Source organism: Pseudomonas reactans (genome assembly GCF_013385825.1).
GTDB lineage: Bacteria > Pseudomonadota > Gammaproteobacteria > Pseudomonadales > Pseudomonadaceae > Aquipseudomonas > Aquipseudomonas reactans.
In genome coordinates this window covers 78,932-93,430 of sequence record NZ_JACAPG010000018.1, presented here as the reverse complement: position 1 = coordinate 93,430, position 14,499 = coordinate 78,932, and the positions used below count along the sequence as shown (strand labels likewise).

Below are 14,499 nucleotides of genomic sequence, written 5' to 3'. Positions count from 1 at the left end.
GCGCTGGCCCAACCTTTGCTCTACGCTTTATCAAGCGCAATATCGCTGTACTCCAATAAACATAAAAGTCAGGAGATACCCACCATGCGTTACGCACACCCAGGTACTGAAGGCGCCATCGTTTCGTTCAAGGCCAAGTACGGCAACTACATCGGTGGCGAGTTCGTTGCGCCGGTCGATGGCAACTATTTCACCAACACCTCGCCGGTCAACGGCAAGGCAATCGCCGAATTCCCGCGCTCCACTGCCAAAGACATCGACAAGGCCCTGGACGCCGCCCATGCCGCCGCCGACGCCTGGGGCAAGACCTCGGCCCAGGACCGCTCGCTGGTCCTGCTGAAAATCGCCGACCGCATCGAACAGAACCTCGAACTGCTGGCCATCACCGAAACCTGGGACAACGGCAAGGCCGTGCGTGAAACCCTCAACGCCGACATCCCACTGGCCGCCGACCACTTCCGCTACTTCGCCGGCTGCATCCGCGCCCAGGAAGGCACCAGCGCCGAAATAAACGAACACACCGCGTCCTACCACTTCCATGAACCGCTCGGCGTGGTCGGTCAGATCATCCCGTGGAACTTCCCGATCCTGATGGCTGCGTGGAAACTCGCGCCGGCCCTGGCCGCTGGCAACTGCGTGGTGCTCAAGCCCGCCGAGCAAACTCCGCTGGGCATCACCGTGCTGATGGAGGTGATCGGTGACCTGTTGCCACCTGGCGTGTTGAACGTGGTTCAAGGTTTCGGTAAAGAAGCCGGCGAAGCCCTCGCCACCAGCAAGCGTATTGCCAAGATTGCCTTCACTGGCTCGACGCCCGTGGGCTCGCACATCATGCATGCGGCGGCTGAGAACATCATTCCGTCCACCGTTGAACTGGGCGGCAAGTCGCCGAACATCTTCTTCGCCGACATCATGAAAGCCGAGCCGTCCTTTATCGAGAAAGCCGCTGAAGGCTTAGTGCTGGCGTTCTTCAACCAAGGTGAAGTGTGCACCTGCCCTTCCCGTGCGCTGGTGGAAGAGTCGATCTACGACGACTTCATGAAAGTCGTCATGAAGAAAATCGAGTCGATCAAACGCGGCGATCCGCTGGACACCGACACCATGGTCGGCGCCCAGGCGTCCGAGCAGCAGTTCGACAAGATCCTGTCCTACCTGGAAATCGCCAAGGGCGAAGGCGCACAACTGCTGACCGGCGGCAAAGTCGAGAAGCTCACCGGCGACATGGCCGGCGGTTATTACATCCAGCCGACCCTGCTCAAGGGCACCAACGAAATGCGTGTGTTCCAGGAAGAGATCTTCGGCCCGGTGGTGAGCATCACCACCTTCAAGGACGAAGCCGAAGCCCTGGCAATTGCCAACGACACCGAGTTCGGCCTGGGCGCCGGCGTCTGGACCCGCGACATCAACCGCGCCTACCGCATGGGCCGCGCGATCAAGGCGGGCCGCGTGTGGACCAACTGCTACCACCTGTACCCGGCGCATGCCGCGTTTGGTGGTTACAAGAAGTCCGGTGTGGGCCGTGAGACGCACAAGATGATGTTGGACCACTACCAGCAGACCAAGAACTTGCTGGTGAGTTACGACATTAATCCGCTGGGTTTCTTCTAAACCATTAAACCGCTATTGCCGGCGAGCGGGCTTCTACGGGTGAAATGCGACCCACTGTAGGAGCCGGCTTGCCGGCGATAGCGGTGTGTCATCCAACATCAGTAGTGACTGGGCCGACGCTATCGCTGGCAAGCCAGCTCCTACAGTGATCTTTATAAGTACTTGCGAACTACATTCGGCACAAAGAGGCCGAGTTAAAACAATAACAATGAAAGGTACTTCCCCATGCCTAGCGAACCGACAGGATCCTCCGTCGACTTCGAAAAAGTCGACTCTCAATACTTCCAACAACGCGAACTGAAAAAAGGCGCCGCCGGCTGGGTGCTGCTGGTCGGCCTCGGCGTTGCCTACGTGATCTCCGGCGACTACGCCGGCTGGAACTTCGGCCTGGCCCAAGGCGGCTGGGGCGGGATGTTCCTTGCCACATTGCTGATGGCCACCATGTACCTGTGCATGTGCTTTTCCCTGGCCGAACTGTCTTCAATGATTCCTACCGCTGGCGGCGGCTACGGTTTTGCCCGCAGCGCATTCGGGCCGTGGGGTGGGTTCCTCACGGGCACCGCGATCCTGATCGAATACGCCATTGCCCCCGCCGCCATCGCGGTGTTTATCGGTGCGTATTGCGAGTCGCTGTTCGGTATCGGCGGCTGGATGATTTACCTGGCGTTCTACATCATCTTTATCGGCATCCACATCTTTGGTGTGGGCGAAGCCCTGAAGTTGATGTTTGTGATCACCGCCGTGGCCGCCATCGCACTGGGTGTGTTTCTGGTCGCGATGGTGCCGCATTTCAATGTCGCCAACCTGCTGGACATTCCGGTGACCGAGGCCAAGGGTGCCAGCACCTTCCTGCCGTTCGGCTACGTGGGTGTGTGGGCCGCAATTCCCTATGCCATCTGGTTTTTCCTGGCGGTAGAAGGCGTGCCACTGGCCGCCGAAGAAACCAAGAACCCGAAACGCGACCTGCCGCGCGGCCTGATCGGCGCCATTGTGGTGCTGACCAGTTTTGCCTTGCTTATCCTCGTGATTGCACCGGGCGGCGCGGGTACTTACGCGCTGATCAAATCCGGCAACCCGCTGGTTGAAGCACTGGCATTGTCTTACGGCGGCTCGACCTGGATGGGCAGTTTCGTCAACCTGGTCGGCCTGGCGGGCTTGATCGCGAGCTTTTTCTCGATCATCTACGCCTATTCGCGGCAGATCTTCGCACTGTCCCGCGCCGGCTACCTGCCGCGCAAACTGTCCCAGACCAATAAAAGCAAGGCGCCAGTATTGGCCTTGGTGATCCCCGGCATCATCGGCTTTGGCTTGTCGCTGACCGGCCAGGGTGACCTGCTGATTCTGGTGGCCGTGTTTGGCGCGACCATTTCCTACGTGCTGATGATGGCCGCGCACATCACCCTGCGCATCCGTCGCCCCAAAATGGACCGTCCGTACCGCACGCCAGGTGGCATTTTCACCTCCGGCGTTGCGCTGGTGCTGGCCTGCGTGGCCGTGGTGGCGGGCTTTCTGGTGGATCCGCGGGTGGTCATTGGCGCCGCGATCATCTATGGAGTATTAATTGCTTACTTTGCTTTCTACAGCCGGCATCACTTGGTAGCAGGCACGCCCGAAGAGGAATTCGCGGCGATCCAGGCCGCAGAGGCCGCCCTGCACTAACTGCCGTAAACCTCGACGCGGGCAGTTGCTCGCGTCGTCAAGGAGACACTGTATGGCAAGCTTTTCCCACGCGGTGGGTGCACAAACCTACCGCTTCGACAGCCTCAAGGACGTGATGGCCAAGGCCAGCCCCGCGCGTTCCGGGGACTTTCTGGCCGGCGTCGCCGCACAGAACGACGGTGAGCGCGTGGCCGCGCAGATGGCACTGGCAAATATCCCGCTGAAGCACTTCCTGCAAGAAGTGCTGATCCCCTACGAAAGCGACGAAGTCACCCGCCTGATCATCGACACCCACGACAAACAGGCGTTTGCGCCGATCAGCCACCTGACCGTGGGCGGCCTGCGCGACTGGCTGCTCAGTGATGCGGCCGACGAACATTCCCTACGCGCACTAGCGCCAGGTCTGACGCCAGAGATGGCGGCGGCCGTGTCCAAGATCATGCGTGTGCAGGACCTGGTGCTGGTGGCGCAGAAGATTCGCGTGGTCACGCAATTTCGCGGCACCATGGGCCTGCGCGGGCGTTTATCCACGCGGCTGCAACCCAACCATCCGACAGACGAACCGGCGGGCATCGCCGCGAGTATTCTCGATGGCCTGTTGTACGGCAACGGCGACGCCATGATCGGCATCAACCCGGCCACCGACAGCATCGCCTCGATCTGCGCCATGCTGGAGATGCTCGACGCGATCATTCAGCGCTATGAGATCCCGACCCAGGCCTGCGTACTCACCCACGTCACCACCTCCATCGAGGCCATCAACCGTGGCGTGCCGCTGGATCTGGTGTTCCAATCTATTGCCGGCACCGAGGCGGCCAACGCCAGTTTCGGCATCAGCCTGAGCGTGCTGCAGGAGGGTTACGAAGCAGGGTTGAGCCTCAACCGCGGCACCTTGGGCCAGAACCTTATGTATTTCGAAACCGGCCAGGGCAGCGCCTTATCGGCCAACGCGCACTTTGGCGTCGACCAACAAACCTGCGAGACCCGCGCCTACGCGGTAGCCCGACATTTCAAACCGTTTCTGGTGAATACCGTCGTAGGATTTATCGGTCCGGAGTACCTCTACAACGGCAAGCAGATCATCCGCGCCGGCCTCGAAGACCACTTCTGCGGCAAGCTGCTCGGCGTGCCCATGGGTTGTGACATCTGCTACACCAACCACGCAGAAGCCGACCAGGACGACATGGACACCCTGCTGACCCTGCTGGGCGTGGCCGGGATCAACTTCATCATGGGCATCCCCGGTTCCGACGACATCATGCTCAACTACCAAACCACCTCGTTCCACGACGCGCTGTACGCCCGGCAAACATTGGGTTTAAAACCGGCGCCGGAGTTTGAACAGTGGCTGGCAAAAATGGGCATCTTCACGCAAGCCGACGGCAAGGTGCACTTCGGCAACAGCCTGCCACCGGCCTTTCGCCAAGCCTTGGCGCAACTGGGATGAAGGAGCCGCCTGTGCAACTCGACCTGCCTGACAACCCCTGGCTGGAACTGCGTCGCCTGACCCCGGCGCGCATCGCCCTGGGCCGCACCGGCACCAGCATTCCCACCAATGCGCAGCTGGATTTTCAGTTTGCCCACGCCCAGGCGCGGGACGCGGTGCATTTACCTTTTGACCATACGGGCCTCAGCAGCCAGTTGGCCGAACGCGGGCGTGAAACGCTGTTGCTGCACAGTGCCGCTGCCGACCGACACAGCTACCTGCAACGCCCGGACCTGGGGCGGCGCCTGAGTGATGAATCCGCCCAAGCGCTGCGCGACCATGCGTCAGCCAATCCCGGCGGCGTGGATTTAGCCGTGGTGGTGGCCGATGGTTTATCCGCCTTGGCCGTACATAAACATACCCTGCCCTTTCTGACACGCATGGAAGAACAAACCCACGCGGAAGGTTGGTCGTTGTCGCCGGTCATCCTGGTGGAACAAGGCCGCGTGGCGGTGGCCGATGAAATCGGGCAATTGCTTGGTGCCAAGATGGTGGTGATCCTGATCGGCGAACGGCCGGGGCTCAGTTCGCCGGACAGCCTGGGCCTGTATTTCACCTACAACCCCAAGGTCGGCCTCACTGACGCCTATCGCAATTGCATCTCCAATGTGCGCCTGGAGGGCCTGAGCTATGGCATGGCGGCGCATCGTTTGCTGTACTTGATGCGAGAGGCGTGTCGTCGGCAGCTGTCGGGGGTCAATCTCAAGGACGAGGCGCAGGTTCAGACCATCGAATCGGATGATCCGGACCTGATGAAAGGCAATTTCCTACTCAGTTCACCGGATGACTGATCGCGGCACGATTGCGCTTTTTCACGCCATTAGGCAGCATCGAGTCACGGCCGCTTGTGTGGTCATACCCCATTTGGAAGTTGAGGCCTGGCATGCGGATTACTCAAGCGACCCTGGAACACCTGGACCTGTTGACCCCGCTGTTCGTCAAATACCGTGAGTTCTACGGGGCCTTGCCCTTCCCGGATTCGTCACGGGCGTTTCTGGAGAAGCGCCTGCGCCGCAAGGAATCGGTGATTTACCTGGCTCTGGCGGATGATGACGACAAAAAACTGCTGGGCTTTTGCCAGCTGTACCCGAGCTTTTCGTCTCTGTCGCTCAAACGGGTGTGGATCCTCAATGACATCTATGTGGCCGAAGACGCACGCCGGCAACTGGTGGCGGATAACCTGATGCGCACGGCGAAAAAGATGGCCAAGGAGACCCACGCGGTACGGTTGCGGGTATCGACCAGCAGCGACAACGAAGTGGCGCAAAAGACCTACGAGTCGATTGGGTTTCGCGAAGATACGGAGTTCAAGAACTACGTATTGCCGATCAGCGAAGACTAGTTCTCACCCTGTAGGAGCCGGCTTGCCGGCGATGGCATCACCGCGGTCTCACTGATACACCGAGGTGCCTGCATCGCCGGCAAGCCGGCTCCTACAGGTGAGCAGCGACCGCCACTGCATTGCGACATCCCCCGCTACAAAACCAACACGCTTTTCACCTCTCAATCCGTATAATGCGGACCTTTCAGGGTTGTAAGAATTGCGGCATACACTTGTAGCCTTATTACCCGAGCTTCCGCACAGGCCTGCTGAGCCGGGCCATTCACACAGGTGCCATCCATGGATTTCAACCCGCTCGACCTTATCCTGCATCTCGACGTTTACCTCGACCTGCTGGTAACCAATTACGGTCCGTGGATCTACGCCATTCTGTTCCTGGTCATCTTTTGCGAAACCGGCCTGGTGGTCATGCCGTTCCTGCCGGGTGATTCGTTGCTGTTCATCGCTGGCGCCGTGGCCGCAGGTGGCGGCATGGACCCGGTGCTGCTCGGTGGTCTGTTAATGCTGGCGGCGATCCTGGGCGACAGCACCAACTACGTAATCGGGCGAACGGTAGGCGAACGCTTGTTCAACAACCCGAATTCGAAAATCTTCCGTCGCGACTACCTGCAAAAAACTCACGATTTCTACGACAAGCATGGCGGCAAAACCGTGACCCTGGCGCGCTTCCTGCCGATCCTGCGCACCTTCGCGCCGTTCGTGGCCGGTATCGCCAAGATGCCTTACCCGCGCTTCTTCGGCTTCAGCGTATTCGGCACCATCCTGTGGGTCGGCGGCCTGGTAACCCTGGGTTACTTCTTCGGCAACGTCCCATTCATCAAGAAAAACCTGTCGCTGCTCGTAGTGTTCATCATCCTGCTGTCCTTGGTGCCGATGATCATTGGTGTGTTCCGCAGCCGCTTTGGCCGTGCATCCTCCGAAGCCAAGCCGCAGTAACCGGATATGTGGTCCCTCAGCGCCTGGCGTCGCCGGCGCTTGCTGGCCAAGCACCCGATTGCCGATGACACCTGGCAGCGGGTGCGCCACCACCTGACGTTCCTCGACGGCATCAGCGCCGAGCAGGACCAGTGGCTGCGCGAAGCCTGCGTGGTATTCCTTGCCGAAAAGCACCTGACCGCCCTGCCCGGCGTCGAGCTGCACCAGGAACAACGCCTGCTGCTCGCCGCCCAGGCGCAATTGCCGCTGATGAATCTGGGCGACCTCGACTGGTACCAGGGCTTCCATGAAATCGTGCTGTACCCCGACGACTTCGTCAGCCCGCAGCGCCACCGCGACAGCAGTGGCATCGAACACGAATGGGACGGCGAACACAGCGGCGAAGCCTGGCAACAGGGCCCGGTGATCCTCGCCTGGCCCGGCGTGCTGGCCAGTGGCAACTGGGAAGGCTACAACCTGGTCATCCACGAACTGGCGCACAAGCTCGACATGCTCAACGGCGACGCCAACGGCCTGCCGCCGCTGCACAACGACATGCGCGTGCAGGAATGGGCCAGCGTGATGCAGAGCGCCTACGACGACCTCAACCGTCAGTTGGACGCCAACCCGGACGCCGAGACCGAGATCGACCCCTACGCCGCCGAAAACCCGGCTGAATTCTTTGCCGTCACCAGCGAATATTTTTTCAGCGCCCCGGATTTGCTGGTCAGCCATTATCCCCAGGTGTACGCGCAACTCAGCCGCTTTTATCGCCAGGATCCGCTGGCCCGCCTCACCCAACTGCAAGCCAGCGACCCGCGCTACCAGCCACACGGCGAATGACCGTACGACGTCTGGCGCATGGCATCGGCGTCAGAATGTGCCTATAATCGCCGCCACTTTTAGGCCAATCCGGCCATGTTTAATGGCCAATTAACGGGGGCAACGCCCAATGAGCTACAGCAAGATTCCGGCTGGCAAAGACCTGCCGAACGACATCTACGTCGCCATCGAGATTCCGGCCAACCACGCGCCGATCAAATACGAAATCGACAAAGACAGCGACTGCCTGTTCGTTGACCGTTTCATGGCCACCCCGATGTTCTACCCGGCCAACTACGGTTTCATCCCCAACACCCTGGCTGACGACGGTGACCCCCTCGACGTGCTGGTCGTAACCCCTTACCCGGTTACCCCAGGCTCGGTGATCCGCGCGCGTCCAGTCGGCATCCTGAACATGACCGACGACGGCGGCGGCGATGCCAAAGTCATCGCAGTGCCACACGACAAGCTGTCCCAGTTGTACGTGGACGTGAAGGAATACACCGACCTGCCGCCCCTGTTGCTGGAGCAGATCAAACACTTCTTCGAGAACTACAAAGACCTCGAAAAAGGCAAATGGGTGAAGATCGACGGTTGGGGCAACGCAGACGCCGCCCGCGCCGAGATCCTGAAGTCGGTCGCTGCCTACAAAGGCTGATACCCGCTCCTCATTGCCCCGGCAATTGAAAAAGCCCCGATCATTCGGGGCTTTTTTTGTGGGAAAAATTAAACAGCAAGTTCAATTATTTATAGAGAATGTTTAATTTTAGTTTTAATCCGAAGTATCAGGCTACAACTAAGCAAAGACCTACATGCCCCACTCAACGCATGGTTTATTTGATCTGTTTTCCCGGTCAGTAAGCTTTGTGTTTATGAATACATCAGGTGATCGTTTAAAAGCGCTACTGCGGGAAGTCCATCTTTCCGCCTCCGACTTCGCCAAGAACCGCGGCGTCACGCCTCAACACGTGAACAACTGGTTCAAGCGCGGTGTACCCATGGGCCGACTCAACGAGATCGCAGAACTGCTGTGCATCTCCAGCCGTTGGCTACGCACCGGCGAAGGCCCCAAACACCCACCGGCCAACTTCCTGCTGGAAGGCCCGACGACCCGAAAAGGACTGCCCACCACCCGCGAAGGAAGCGGCAAATACCTCACAGGCCCCGCCTGTCCTCCAGAAAAAATCGACGTGGAGATCGACCTCCACCCCTCATTCACCTCCACCGAACGCATCCGCGTCACCCTGCACACCCTGCAAGCCCTCACCGTCAACCCCGACCGCGCTATGGGCGCCTATATGGTCGACAACAGCATGATCGACATCATCCAACAAGGCGCCACCCTCGCCATCGACCGAGGCCGCACCCAAATCATCGACGGTGAGATCTACGCCGTAGAACACGACGGCATGCTGCGCATCAAGTACCTCTACAACCGGCCTGGAGGCGGCTTGCGGATGCGCAGTCACAATGCCGCTGAACATCCCGACGAGTACCTGACGTACGAGCAACGGTTCGAGCAGAACTTCCAGATAGTGGGTTGGGTGTTCTGGTGGTCCACGTTGAATAACCGCCGCCCGCCCGTGCCGCTGGATGAGCATTTATTGGGCTGGGAAGGCTCTAAATCGGATCCAGAGGTGGGCATTTGAGGTGAATGTGGGTATCATGCGCCGCACATTTGGCAGGGGGTGGCTTTAGGCTATCCACCTTGCTCGGCGATGCGGAGGAGTTCCCGCGGATGCCCCTACTATTCAGCCCGACGCAATGTGGGCTGAGCGATTTGAAGGCTGGTGAGGTTTGTCAAAAACAAGCTGAAGCAGTCCCCGAGAAGCCGGCCACAAGCCGGCTTTTTAATGTCTGCAAGAAACCCAAGTCAATTGTCCAACAGGCTATTGGACAATTGAATGACCCAAAGCGGGCAGTTTAGCTAGGCTGCATACACTCCACCGCCCGATCCGCCACCATCTTTGCCATCTCCACCAAATGCATCACCGCCCTCTGCGGCGCACCCTGCGGTTCTCCAAGCACCTGCGACGTAGCCACCGCACACTGCAGCAACTCCGCCACACGCAACCAGGCATCCTCAAAGCTCAGTTCTTCATTGACTACAAATGGGTTGGTTGCACGCGAAGACTGTGAATCCGAACAAATGTTATCCATAGCAAAACCTCTAGCGGTAAGTGAATACCACCGTCCTTTCGCGACTAAACGAGTAGAGGTGGCGGCTGTACGCAGGTTAGTCGACCGGCCGCTAGGCACCGGCGCACCCGGAGGTGCCCTGCGCACAGCCACCATAAAGTGCAGGTGAGAAGACACCTGTCTTTGGGATGGCGCGTGCGCCTAGCGAAGTCCGGGCGACTAAACCCGATCACTGAATAAGCAGTGACAATCCGCAGCCTAGTCACGCACTCCCGCTGGCGCAATGCGGTTGGGATTCTCTCGGAAACGTCCTTCAAATGAAAGGGACGGGTACTGCTGGCTCCCCGACCATTGTCACCTCTGAGTTGACGGTATTACCGGTTTCACCCGATTTATCCCACAGGCCCCACCCATTAATCTGTGCCCATGTTGAACGCAACGCCCAACCAACCTAAACAAAAAAGGATTCAACCATGAGCACTGCAACCTACAACCGCCTCAACAAAGACGACGCCATTGTTCTGCTGGTCGACCACCAGACCGGCCTGATTTCCCTGGTGCAGGACTTCTCGCCCAACGAGTTCAAGAACAACGTGCTGGCCCTGGCCGACCTGGCCAAGTTCTTCAACCTGCCGACCATCCTCACCACCAGCTTCGAGCAAGGCCCGAATGGCCCGCTGGTGCCAGAGCTGAAAGAGATGTTCCCGGACGCGCCCTACATCGCCCGCCCAGGCCAGATCAATGCGTGGGACAACGAAGACTTCGTCAAGGCGATCAAGGCCACTGGCCGTAAGCAGATCATCATTGCCGGTGTGGTCACGGATGTGTGCGTGGCCTTCCCGACCTTGTCGGCGCTGGCGGAAGGGTTTGAGGTGTTTGTGGTGACTGATGCGTCGGGCACGTTCAATACCACGGTGCAGCAGGCGGCGTGGAGCCGGATGACGCAAGCGGGTGCGCAGTTGATGAACTGGTTCTCGGTGGCGTGCGAGTTGCACCGCGACTGGCGCAACGATATTGAAGGCCTGGGGAATCTGTTGTCCCAGCGCATCCCCAACTATCGCAACTTGATGAATGGTTACTCGGCGTTGACGGCGCGTAAGGACTAACTCAACCGCTGCACACACTAAGCCTGCCTTAAAACGCAGGCTTTTTTGGTTAACTAGCAATGCGCCATTAGCACACTCGCCCTAATTGTGACGGCGCCGCCTCACCACTAAAGTCCTTCGCTTATTTCGAGCCTCAAGGAAGGACGCTATTGAATACCTTAACCAAAGTCGGACGCTGCCTGGCACTGCTGCCCGTCTTGCTGACCGGCACAACGTCGGTATTGGCCGATGAAGAAACACCGATCGGCGACTGGTCGATCATCTACGGCAGCGGCCGCGCCCATAAAAACGTGATGTATGTAGCCGACCGCACTTCGGTGGTGCCGTCGAACCACAACAAGGGCGCGAAGTTGGTGGCCGTCACGGTGGTGTATGAAGAGCCAGGCAAGCCGATGATCGATGTGTACAACATCGAGGTGCAGTGCTCCACGCGCAAGGTGCGCTTTCTCAATGGCCAGTCGGTCGCGCCATTTTCCTACACCCTCACGCACTTGAAAGTCTCCAACACGTGGCAGACGCCGAAGGAGTTCTGGCTCGACCGCACGCTCGCGTATGTCTGCGAACCGGGCAAGAGCAAGGACACCATCGCCATGGGCAAGATGACCCACCTGCAGATGATCCAGACCACCAAGGCCATGTTCGATCAGTTGGGGCCGACTCAGGAGAAGAGCCAGATGATCGATGACCTCGACGACATGCTGGGCAATAAGCGCTGAGCAACACTTACCTACAGGAAGGATTCACGATGCCTACATGGACAAGGCCGCTGCTGGCTGGGCTTTTGTTGCCCGCCGTGCTGTTAATCAACGGGTGCCACCTGATTGCACAGTCACGTTGGGAAGGCCGTGACGTGCAAGAGGCGCTGGATTTATTCGGTAAGCCCGACTCGATGAAGAAGCAGAATGCGCCCAATGGCGACACCCAGGTGGTGATGACTTGGCACAAGTCCTCTTCATGGACGACCACTGAAGCCGCCGGGACTTCAATGAATCACACCGGGAACGGGATGGTGTACACGGAGTATTACCAGCAGGTCGGGCACAGTTCGGATTGCAAGCTGGAAGCCACGGTGGATAAGACGAAGAAGATCGTGCTGTTCAGGATTGAGGATGGTCGGATCCTGCATGGCAAGTGCCTGAATGTGCCATTTGTGCCGGGGTATATTCCGCCGGGATTTTGAGGCTATCAGTCGGTTTAACCCGCCAGCTCCCGCTCGATCTGCTCGATGCTTGGCAGGCTGGTTCGCAGCTCTGCGGGCAACGACTCAACCAGTTGATATTCCGCTACACCAATCGGTCGATTGTTATCGCGCAACGCATATTCGGCGACGACTTCATTCTTGCTCTTGCACAACAGTAGGCCGATGGTGGGCCCATCTTGTGGATGTTTAAGCTGGGCATCGACGGCAGCCAGATAAAAGCTCAGCTTCCCCAGGTGCTCGGGTTTGAACTTGCCGGCTTTCAGTTCGATGACCACGTAGCAGCGTAGCTTCACGTGATAGAACAGTAGATCGACAAAGAACTCATCGCCTCCGACATCCAGCAGTACTTGCTGGCCGACAAAGGCGAAACCGGCGCCCAGTTCCAACAAAAAATCGGTGACGTGCTTGATCAAGGCGTTTTCTATGTCGCGCTCCTGCGCGTCCAGGGCCAGGCTGAGGAAGTCAAAACGGTAAGGGTCTTTCAGCGACTCACGCGCCAGGTCGGATTGCGGTTTGGGCAGGTGGGTCTCGAAGTTGCTGACCGCCTTGCCACTGCGCTCCAACAAGCGGTTTTCGATTTGCATCACCAGCGAGTTACGCGACCAGTTGTTCTCTATCGCCTGGGCTATGTACCAGCGGCGGGTTTCGGGGCCGGGGAGTTTGTCGAGCAACACCACATTGTGGCCCCAAGGCAATTGTGCAGCAGCCTGTTGCACAAATTCAGAACTGGGCCACGCCTCGGCAAAAGCACGCATGTACTTGAGGTTACGCGGCGAAAAACCCTTCATTCGGGGAAAGGCCGCACGCAAATCCTGGGCAAGTCGATCTATGACTTTGCTGCCCCAACCCTGCTCCGCCTGGCGGGTCAAAATGTCATGGCCGATCTGCCAATAGAGCAACACCAATTCCCGATTCACTGCCAGTGTTGCGCGCTGTTGCGCCGCATGAATACGGCCTTTCAGGTCCGTCAGCCAGTCACTGTAGCCTGCGGGTGGTGTGGTCAAGCCGATACAAGGTTCACTCATGCCATTTCACTCTGGAGTTTTGAGGCAGGCTAGTCAGGCGCATTGACGGTCACAAGGGGCGAAGCGCGTTCCAGGAAGGACCTTTCAATAACTACAGAAACGTCCTGCTGGCCATTGCGGACTACTGACTTGACTCTCCCCTATACAGCAGCCTTTACCCTGGAACGCCCTGTTCAGGACCTCCCCATGACCCCGCGTACCCTGGTGATCCTCGGCCATCCTTCCGCCTCCAGCTTTTGTTCAGCCCTGGCCGATACCTACATCCAGGCCGCAGAAATCGCCGGCCATGAAGTACGCGTCCTACGTTTAGGTGACCTGGCTTTCGACCCCACCCTTCATCATGGTTACACCCAGATTCAGCCGCTGGAACCCGACCTGCTCAGCGCGCAAGCCGACATTCTCTGGGCCACTCACCTGACATTGGTGTTTCCAATCTGGTGGGGTGGCATCCCGGCCCTGATGAAGGGCTTTATCGACCGAATATTCCTACCCGGTTTTGCCTTTAAATACCATGCAGGCAAGGCCTTCCCTGACAAACTGCTACTCGGCCGTACCGCGCATTTGTTGGTGACCCTGGACACGCCGCCATGGTATTACCGGTGGTTCTACCGCATGCCGGGCATCCACCAGATGCGCAAGACCACCCTGGCGTTTTGTGGCATCAAGCCAATCAAGACGCTGCTGTTCGGCCCGGTGCTGGGCTCTACACCGGAGCAGCGTGAGAAGTGGCTGAAGCAAGCCGGCGCACTCTTGGGAAAAGGGAGTTTTCATGTACATCGGCAAAGCCGCGCAGTTGTCGGGCACAACCATCAAGGCGATTCGTCACTATGAAGCCATCGGGCTGCTGCCTGCGCCGCAGCGTTTAGGGCAGTACCGGGTGTATTCAGCCCAAAGCGTTGAACTGTTGATGTTTATCAAGTGCGCGCAGCAACTGGGTTTCAAGCTAAAGGAATTGCAGGCGATTCTGCAGGATCATCAAGGCGATGCATTGCCGTGGGACCGCGCAGACCAGGCCATTGCCAACAAGAAACATCAACTGGCCATGCAAATAGCCGAATTGCAGAAGATGCACGCCGGTTTGCAGGCATTTGAGGCGCAGTTGCAAACGGCGCATGGGCAGTGTGCCTTGAATACCTGACGTTCTTGCGACAATTTCTCATTAGCACTAACATCGCCTTCCCCTACTCCCCAGAGCGGCG

General features: G+C 58.6%; 16 protein-coding genes. 14 read left to right on the top strand and 2 right to left on the bottom strand.

What is annotated here, in order from left to right; genetic code table 11:
- The first annotated feature begins 84 nt into the window (after positions 1-84).
- The 9 genes from exaC to HX868_RS20765 all read left to right on the top strand — a co-directional run bounded on the left by exaC (position 85) and on the right by HX868_RS20765 (position 9,478).
- Positions 85-1,605: an acetaldehyde dehydrogenase ExaC gene (exaC, locus tag HX868_RS20805; protein WP_177004227.1), complete on the top strand. Its 1,521-nt coding sequence runs from the start codon at positions 85-87 to the stop codon at positions 1,603-1,605.
- A 225-nt stretch (positions 1,606-1,830) separates the two neighbouring features.
- Positions 1,831-3,264, top strand: a complete 1,434-nt coding sequence (gene eat / locus HX868_RS20800; RefSeq protein WP_028618090.1) for an ethanolamine permease — start codon at positions 1,831-1,833, stop codon at positions 3,262-3,264.
- Positions 3,265-3,316: 52 nt separating this feature from the next.
- Positions 3,317-4,711, top strand: coding sequence for an ethanolamine ammonia-lyase subunit EutB (locus HX868_RS20795; protein WP_177004226.1), 1,395 nt, complete (start codon positions 3,317-3,319; stop codon positions 4,709-4,711).
- Positions 4,708-5,541, top strand: a complete 834-nt coding sequence (gene eutC / locus HX868_RS20790; RefSeq protein ID WP_177004225.1) for an ethanolamine ammonia-lyase subunit EutC — start codon at positions 4,708-4,710, stop codon at positions 5,539-5,541. The genes HX868_RS20795 and eutC overlap by 4 nt, the downstream gene beginning before the upstream one ends.
- Positions 5,542-5,633: 92 nt before the next feature.
- On the top strand, positions 5,634-6,092 hold the full coding sequence (locus tag HX868_RS20785) for a GNAT family N-acetyltransferase (RefSeq protein ID WP_017735604.1): 459 nt from the start codon (positions 5,634-5,636) through the stop codon (positions 6,090-6,092).
- Between the two features lie 279 nt (positions 6,093-6,371).
- Positions 6,372-7,028: a DedA family protein gene (locus HX868_RS20780; protein ID WP_033898377.1), complete on the top strand. Its 657-nt coding sequence runs from the start codon at positions 6,372-6,374 to the stop codon at positions 7,026-7,028.
- Between the two features lie 6 nt (positions 7,029-7,034).
- Positions 7,035-7,850, top strand: coding sequence for a M90 family metallopeptidase (locus tag HX868_RS20775; protein WP_095013662.1), 816 nt, complete (start codon positions 7,035-7,037; stop codon positions 7,848-7,850).
- A 109-nt stretch (positions 7,851-7,959) separates the two neighbouring features.
- Complete coding sequence (gene ppa, locus HX868_RS20770) at positions 7,960-8,487, top strand: inorganic diphosphatase (protein WP_003219382.1); 528 nt, start codon at positions 7,960-7,962, stop codon at positions 8,485-8,487.
- A gap of 214 nt (positions 8,488-8,701) precedes the next feature.
- Positions 8,702-9,478 carry a LexA family transcriptional regulator gene (locus HX868_RS20765; RefSeq protein ID WP_177004224.1) on the top strand — a complete coding sequence of 259 codons (777 nt, stop codon included), beginning with the start codon at positions 8,702-8,704 and terminating at the stop codon, positions 9,476-9,478.
- 274 nt (positions 9,479-9,752) lie between these two features.
- Here the strand turns inward: HX868_RS20765 and HX868_RS30860 are convergent, their stop codons facing one another.
- A complete protein-coding gene (locus HX868_RS30860) occupies positions 9,753-9,989 on the bottom strand; it encodes a hypothetical protein (protein WP_246355567.1) in 237 nt (78 codons plus the stop codon).
- A gap of 452 nt (positions 9,990-10,441) precedes the next feature.
- Here HX868_RS30860 and ycaC point away from each other — a divergent pair, with 452 nt between their 5' ends.
- The 3 genes from ycaC to HX868_RS20750 all read left to right on the top strand — a co-directional run bounded on the left by ycaC (position 10,442) and on the right by HX868_RS20750 (position 12,254).
- Positions 10,442-11,074 (top strand): isochorismate family cysteine hydrolase YcaC, encoded by a 633-nt coding sequence (ycaC, locus tag HX868_RS20760; protein WP_016978556.1) that lies wholly within the window; start codon positions 10,442-10,444, stop codon positions 11,072-11,074.
- Between the two features lie 149 nt (positions 11,075-11,223).
- Positions 11,224-11,790: a hypothetical protein gene (locus HX868_RS20755; protein ID WP_177004223.1), complete on the top strand. Its 567-nt coding sequence runs from the start codon at positions 11,224-11,226 to the stop codon at positions 11,788-11,790.
- Between the two features lie 29 nt (positions 11,791-11,819).
- Positions 11,820-12,254 (top strand): hypothetical protein, encoded by a 435-nt coding sequence (locus HX868_RS20750; RefSeq protein ID WP_177004222.1) that lies wholly within the window; start codon positions 11,820-11,822, stop codon positions 12,252-12,254.
- Positions 12,255-12,268: 14 nt separating this feature from the next.
- Here HX868_RS20750 and HX868_RS20745 read toward each other — a convergent pair whose 3' ends face one another.
- Entirely contained in the window at positions 12,269-13,300 is a 1,032-nt protein-coding gene (locus HX868_RS20745) for a PDDEXK nuclease domain-containing protein (protein WP_177004221.1), read from the bottom strand.
- 186 nt (positions 13,301-13,486) lie between these two features.
- Here HX868_RS20745 and HX868_RS20740 point away from each other — a divergent pair, with 186 nt between their 5' ends.
- Together HX868_RS20740 and HX868_RS20735 are read left to right on the top strand one after the other, a co-directional pair.
- Positions 13,487-14,131, top strand: a complete 645-nt coding sequence (locus HX868_RS20740; RefSeq protein ID WP_177004220.1) for an NAD(P)H-dependent oxidoreductase — start codon at positions 13,487-13,489, stop codon at positions 14,129-14,131.
- On the top strand, positions 14,070-14,438 hold the full coding sequence (locus HX868_RS20735) for a MerR family transcriptional regulator (RefSeq protein ID WP_177004219.1): 369 nt from the start codon (positions 14,070-14,072) through the stop codon (positions 14,436-14,438). The genes HX868_RS20740 and HX868_RS20735 overlap by 62 nt, the downstream gene beginning before the upstream one ends.
- The last annotated feature ends 61 nt before the right edge of the window (positions 14,439-14,499 follow it).

Bases quoted from the DNA above. Each gene is read 5' to 3' on its own strand.
- HX868_RS20795 (WP_177004226.1), top strand. From the start codon at position 3,317: ATGGCAAGCTTTTCCCACGCGGTGGGTGCACAAACCTACCGCTTCGAC.
- HX868_RS20750 (WP_177004222.1), top strand. From the start codon at position 11,820: ATGCCTACATGGACAAGGCCGCTGCTGGCTGGGCTTTTGTTGCCCGCC.
- ycaC (WP_016978556.1), top strand. From the start codon at position 10,442: ATGAGCACTGCAACCTACAACCGCCTCAACAAAGACGACGCCATTGTT.
- ppa (WP_003219382.1), top strand. From the start codon at position 7,960: ATGAGCTACAGCAAGATTCCGGCTGGCAAAGACCTGCCGAACGACATC.
- HX868_RS20740 (WP_177004220.1), top strand. From the start codon at position 13,487: ATGACCCCGCGTACCCTGGTGATCCTCGGCCATCCTTCCGCCTCCAGC.
- eat (WP_028618090.1), top strand. From the start codon at position 1,831: ATGCCTAGCGAACCGACAGGATCCTCCGTCGACTTCGAAAAAGTCGAC.
- HX868_RS30860 (WP_246355567.1), bottom strand. From the start codon at position 9,989: ATGGATAACATTTGTTCGGATTCACAGTCTTCGCGTGCAACCAACCCA.
- eutC (WP_177004225.1), top strand. From the start codon at position 4,708: ATGAAGGAGCCGCCTGTGCAACTCGACCTGCCTGACAACCCCTGGCTG.
- exaC (WP_177004227.1), top strand. From the start codon at position 85: ATGCGTTACGCACACCCAGGTACTGAAGGCGCCATCGTTTCGTTCAAG.
- HX868_RS20785 (WP_017735604.1), top strand. From the start codon at position 5,634: ATGCGGATTACTCAAGCGACCCTGGAACACCTGGACCTGTTGACCCCG.
- HX868_RS20780 (WP_033898377.1), top strand. From the start codon at position 6,372: ATGGATTTCAACCCGCTCGACCTTATCCTGCATCTCGACGTTTACCTC.
- HX868_RS20765 (WP_177004224.1), top strand. From the start codon at position 8,702: ATGAATACATCAGGTGATCGTTTAAAAGCGCTACTGCGGGAAGTCCAT.
- HX868_RS20735 (WP_177004219.1), top strand. From the start codon at position 14,070: ATGTACATCGGCAAAGCCGCGCAGTTGTCGGGCACAACCATCAAGGCG.
- HX868_RS20775 (WP_095013662.1), top strand. From the start codon at position 7,035: ATGTGGTCCCTCAGCGCCTGGCGTCGCCGGCGCTTGCTGGCCAAGCAC.
- HX868_RS20745 (WP_177004221.1), bottom strand. From the start codon at position 13,300: ATGAGTGAACCTTGTATCGGCTTGACCACACCACCCGCAGGCTACAGT.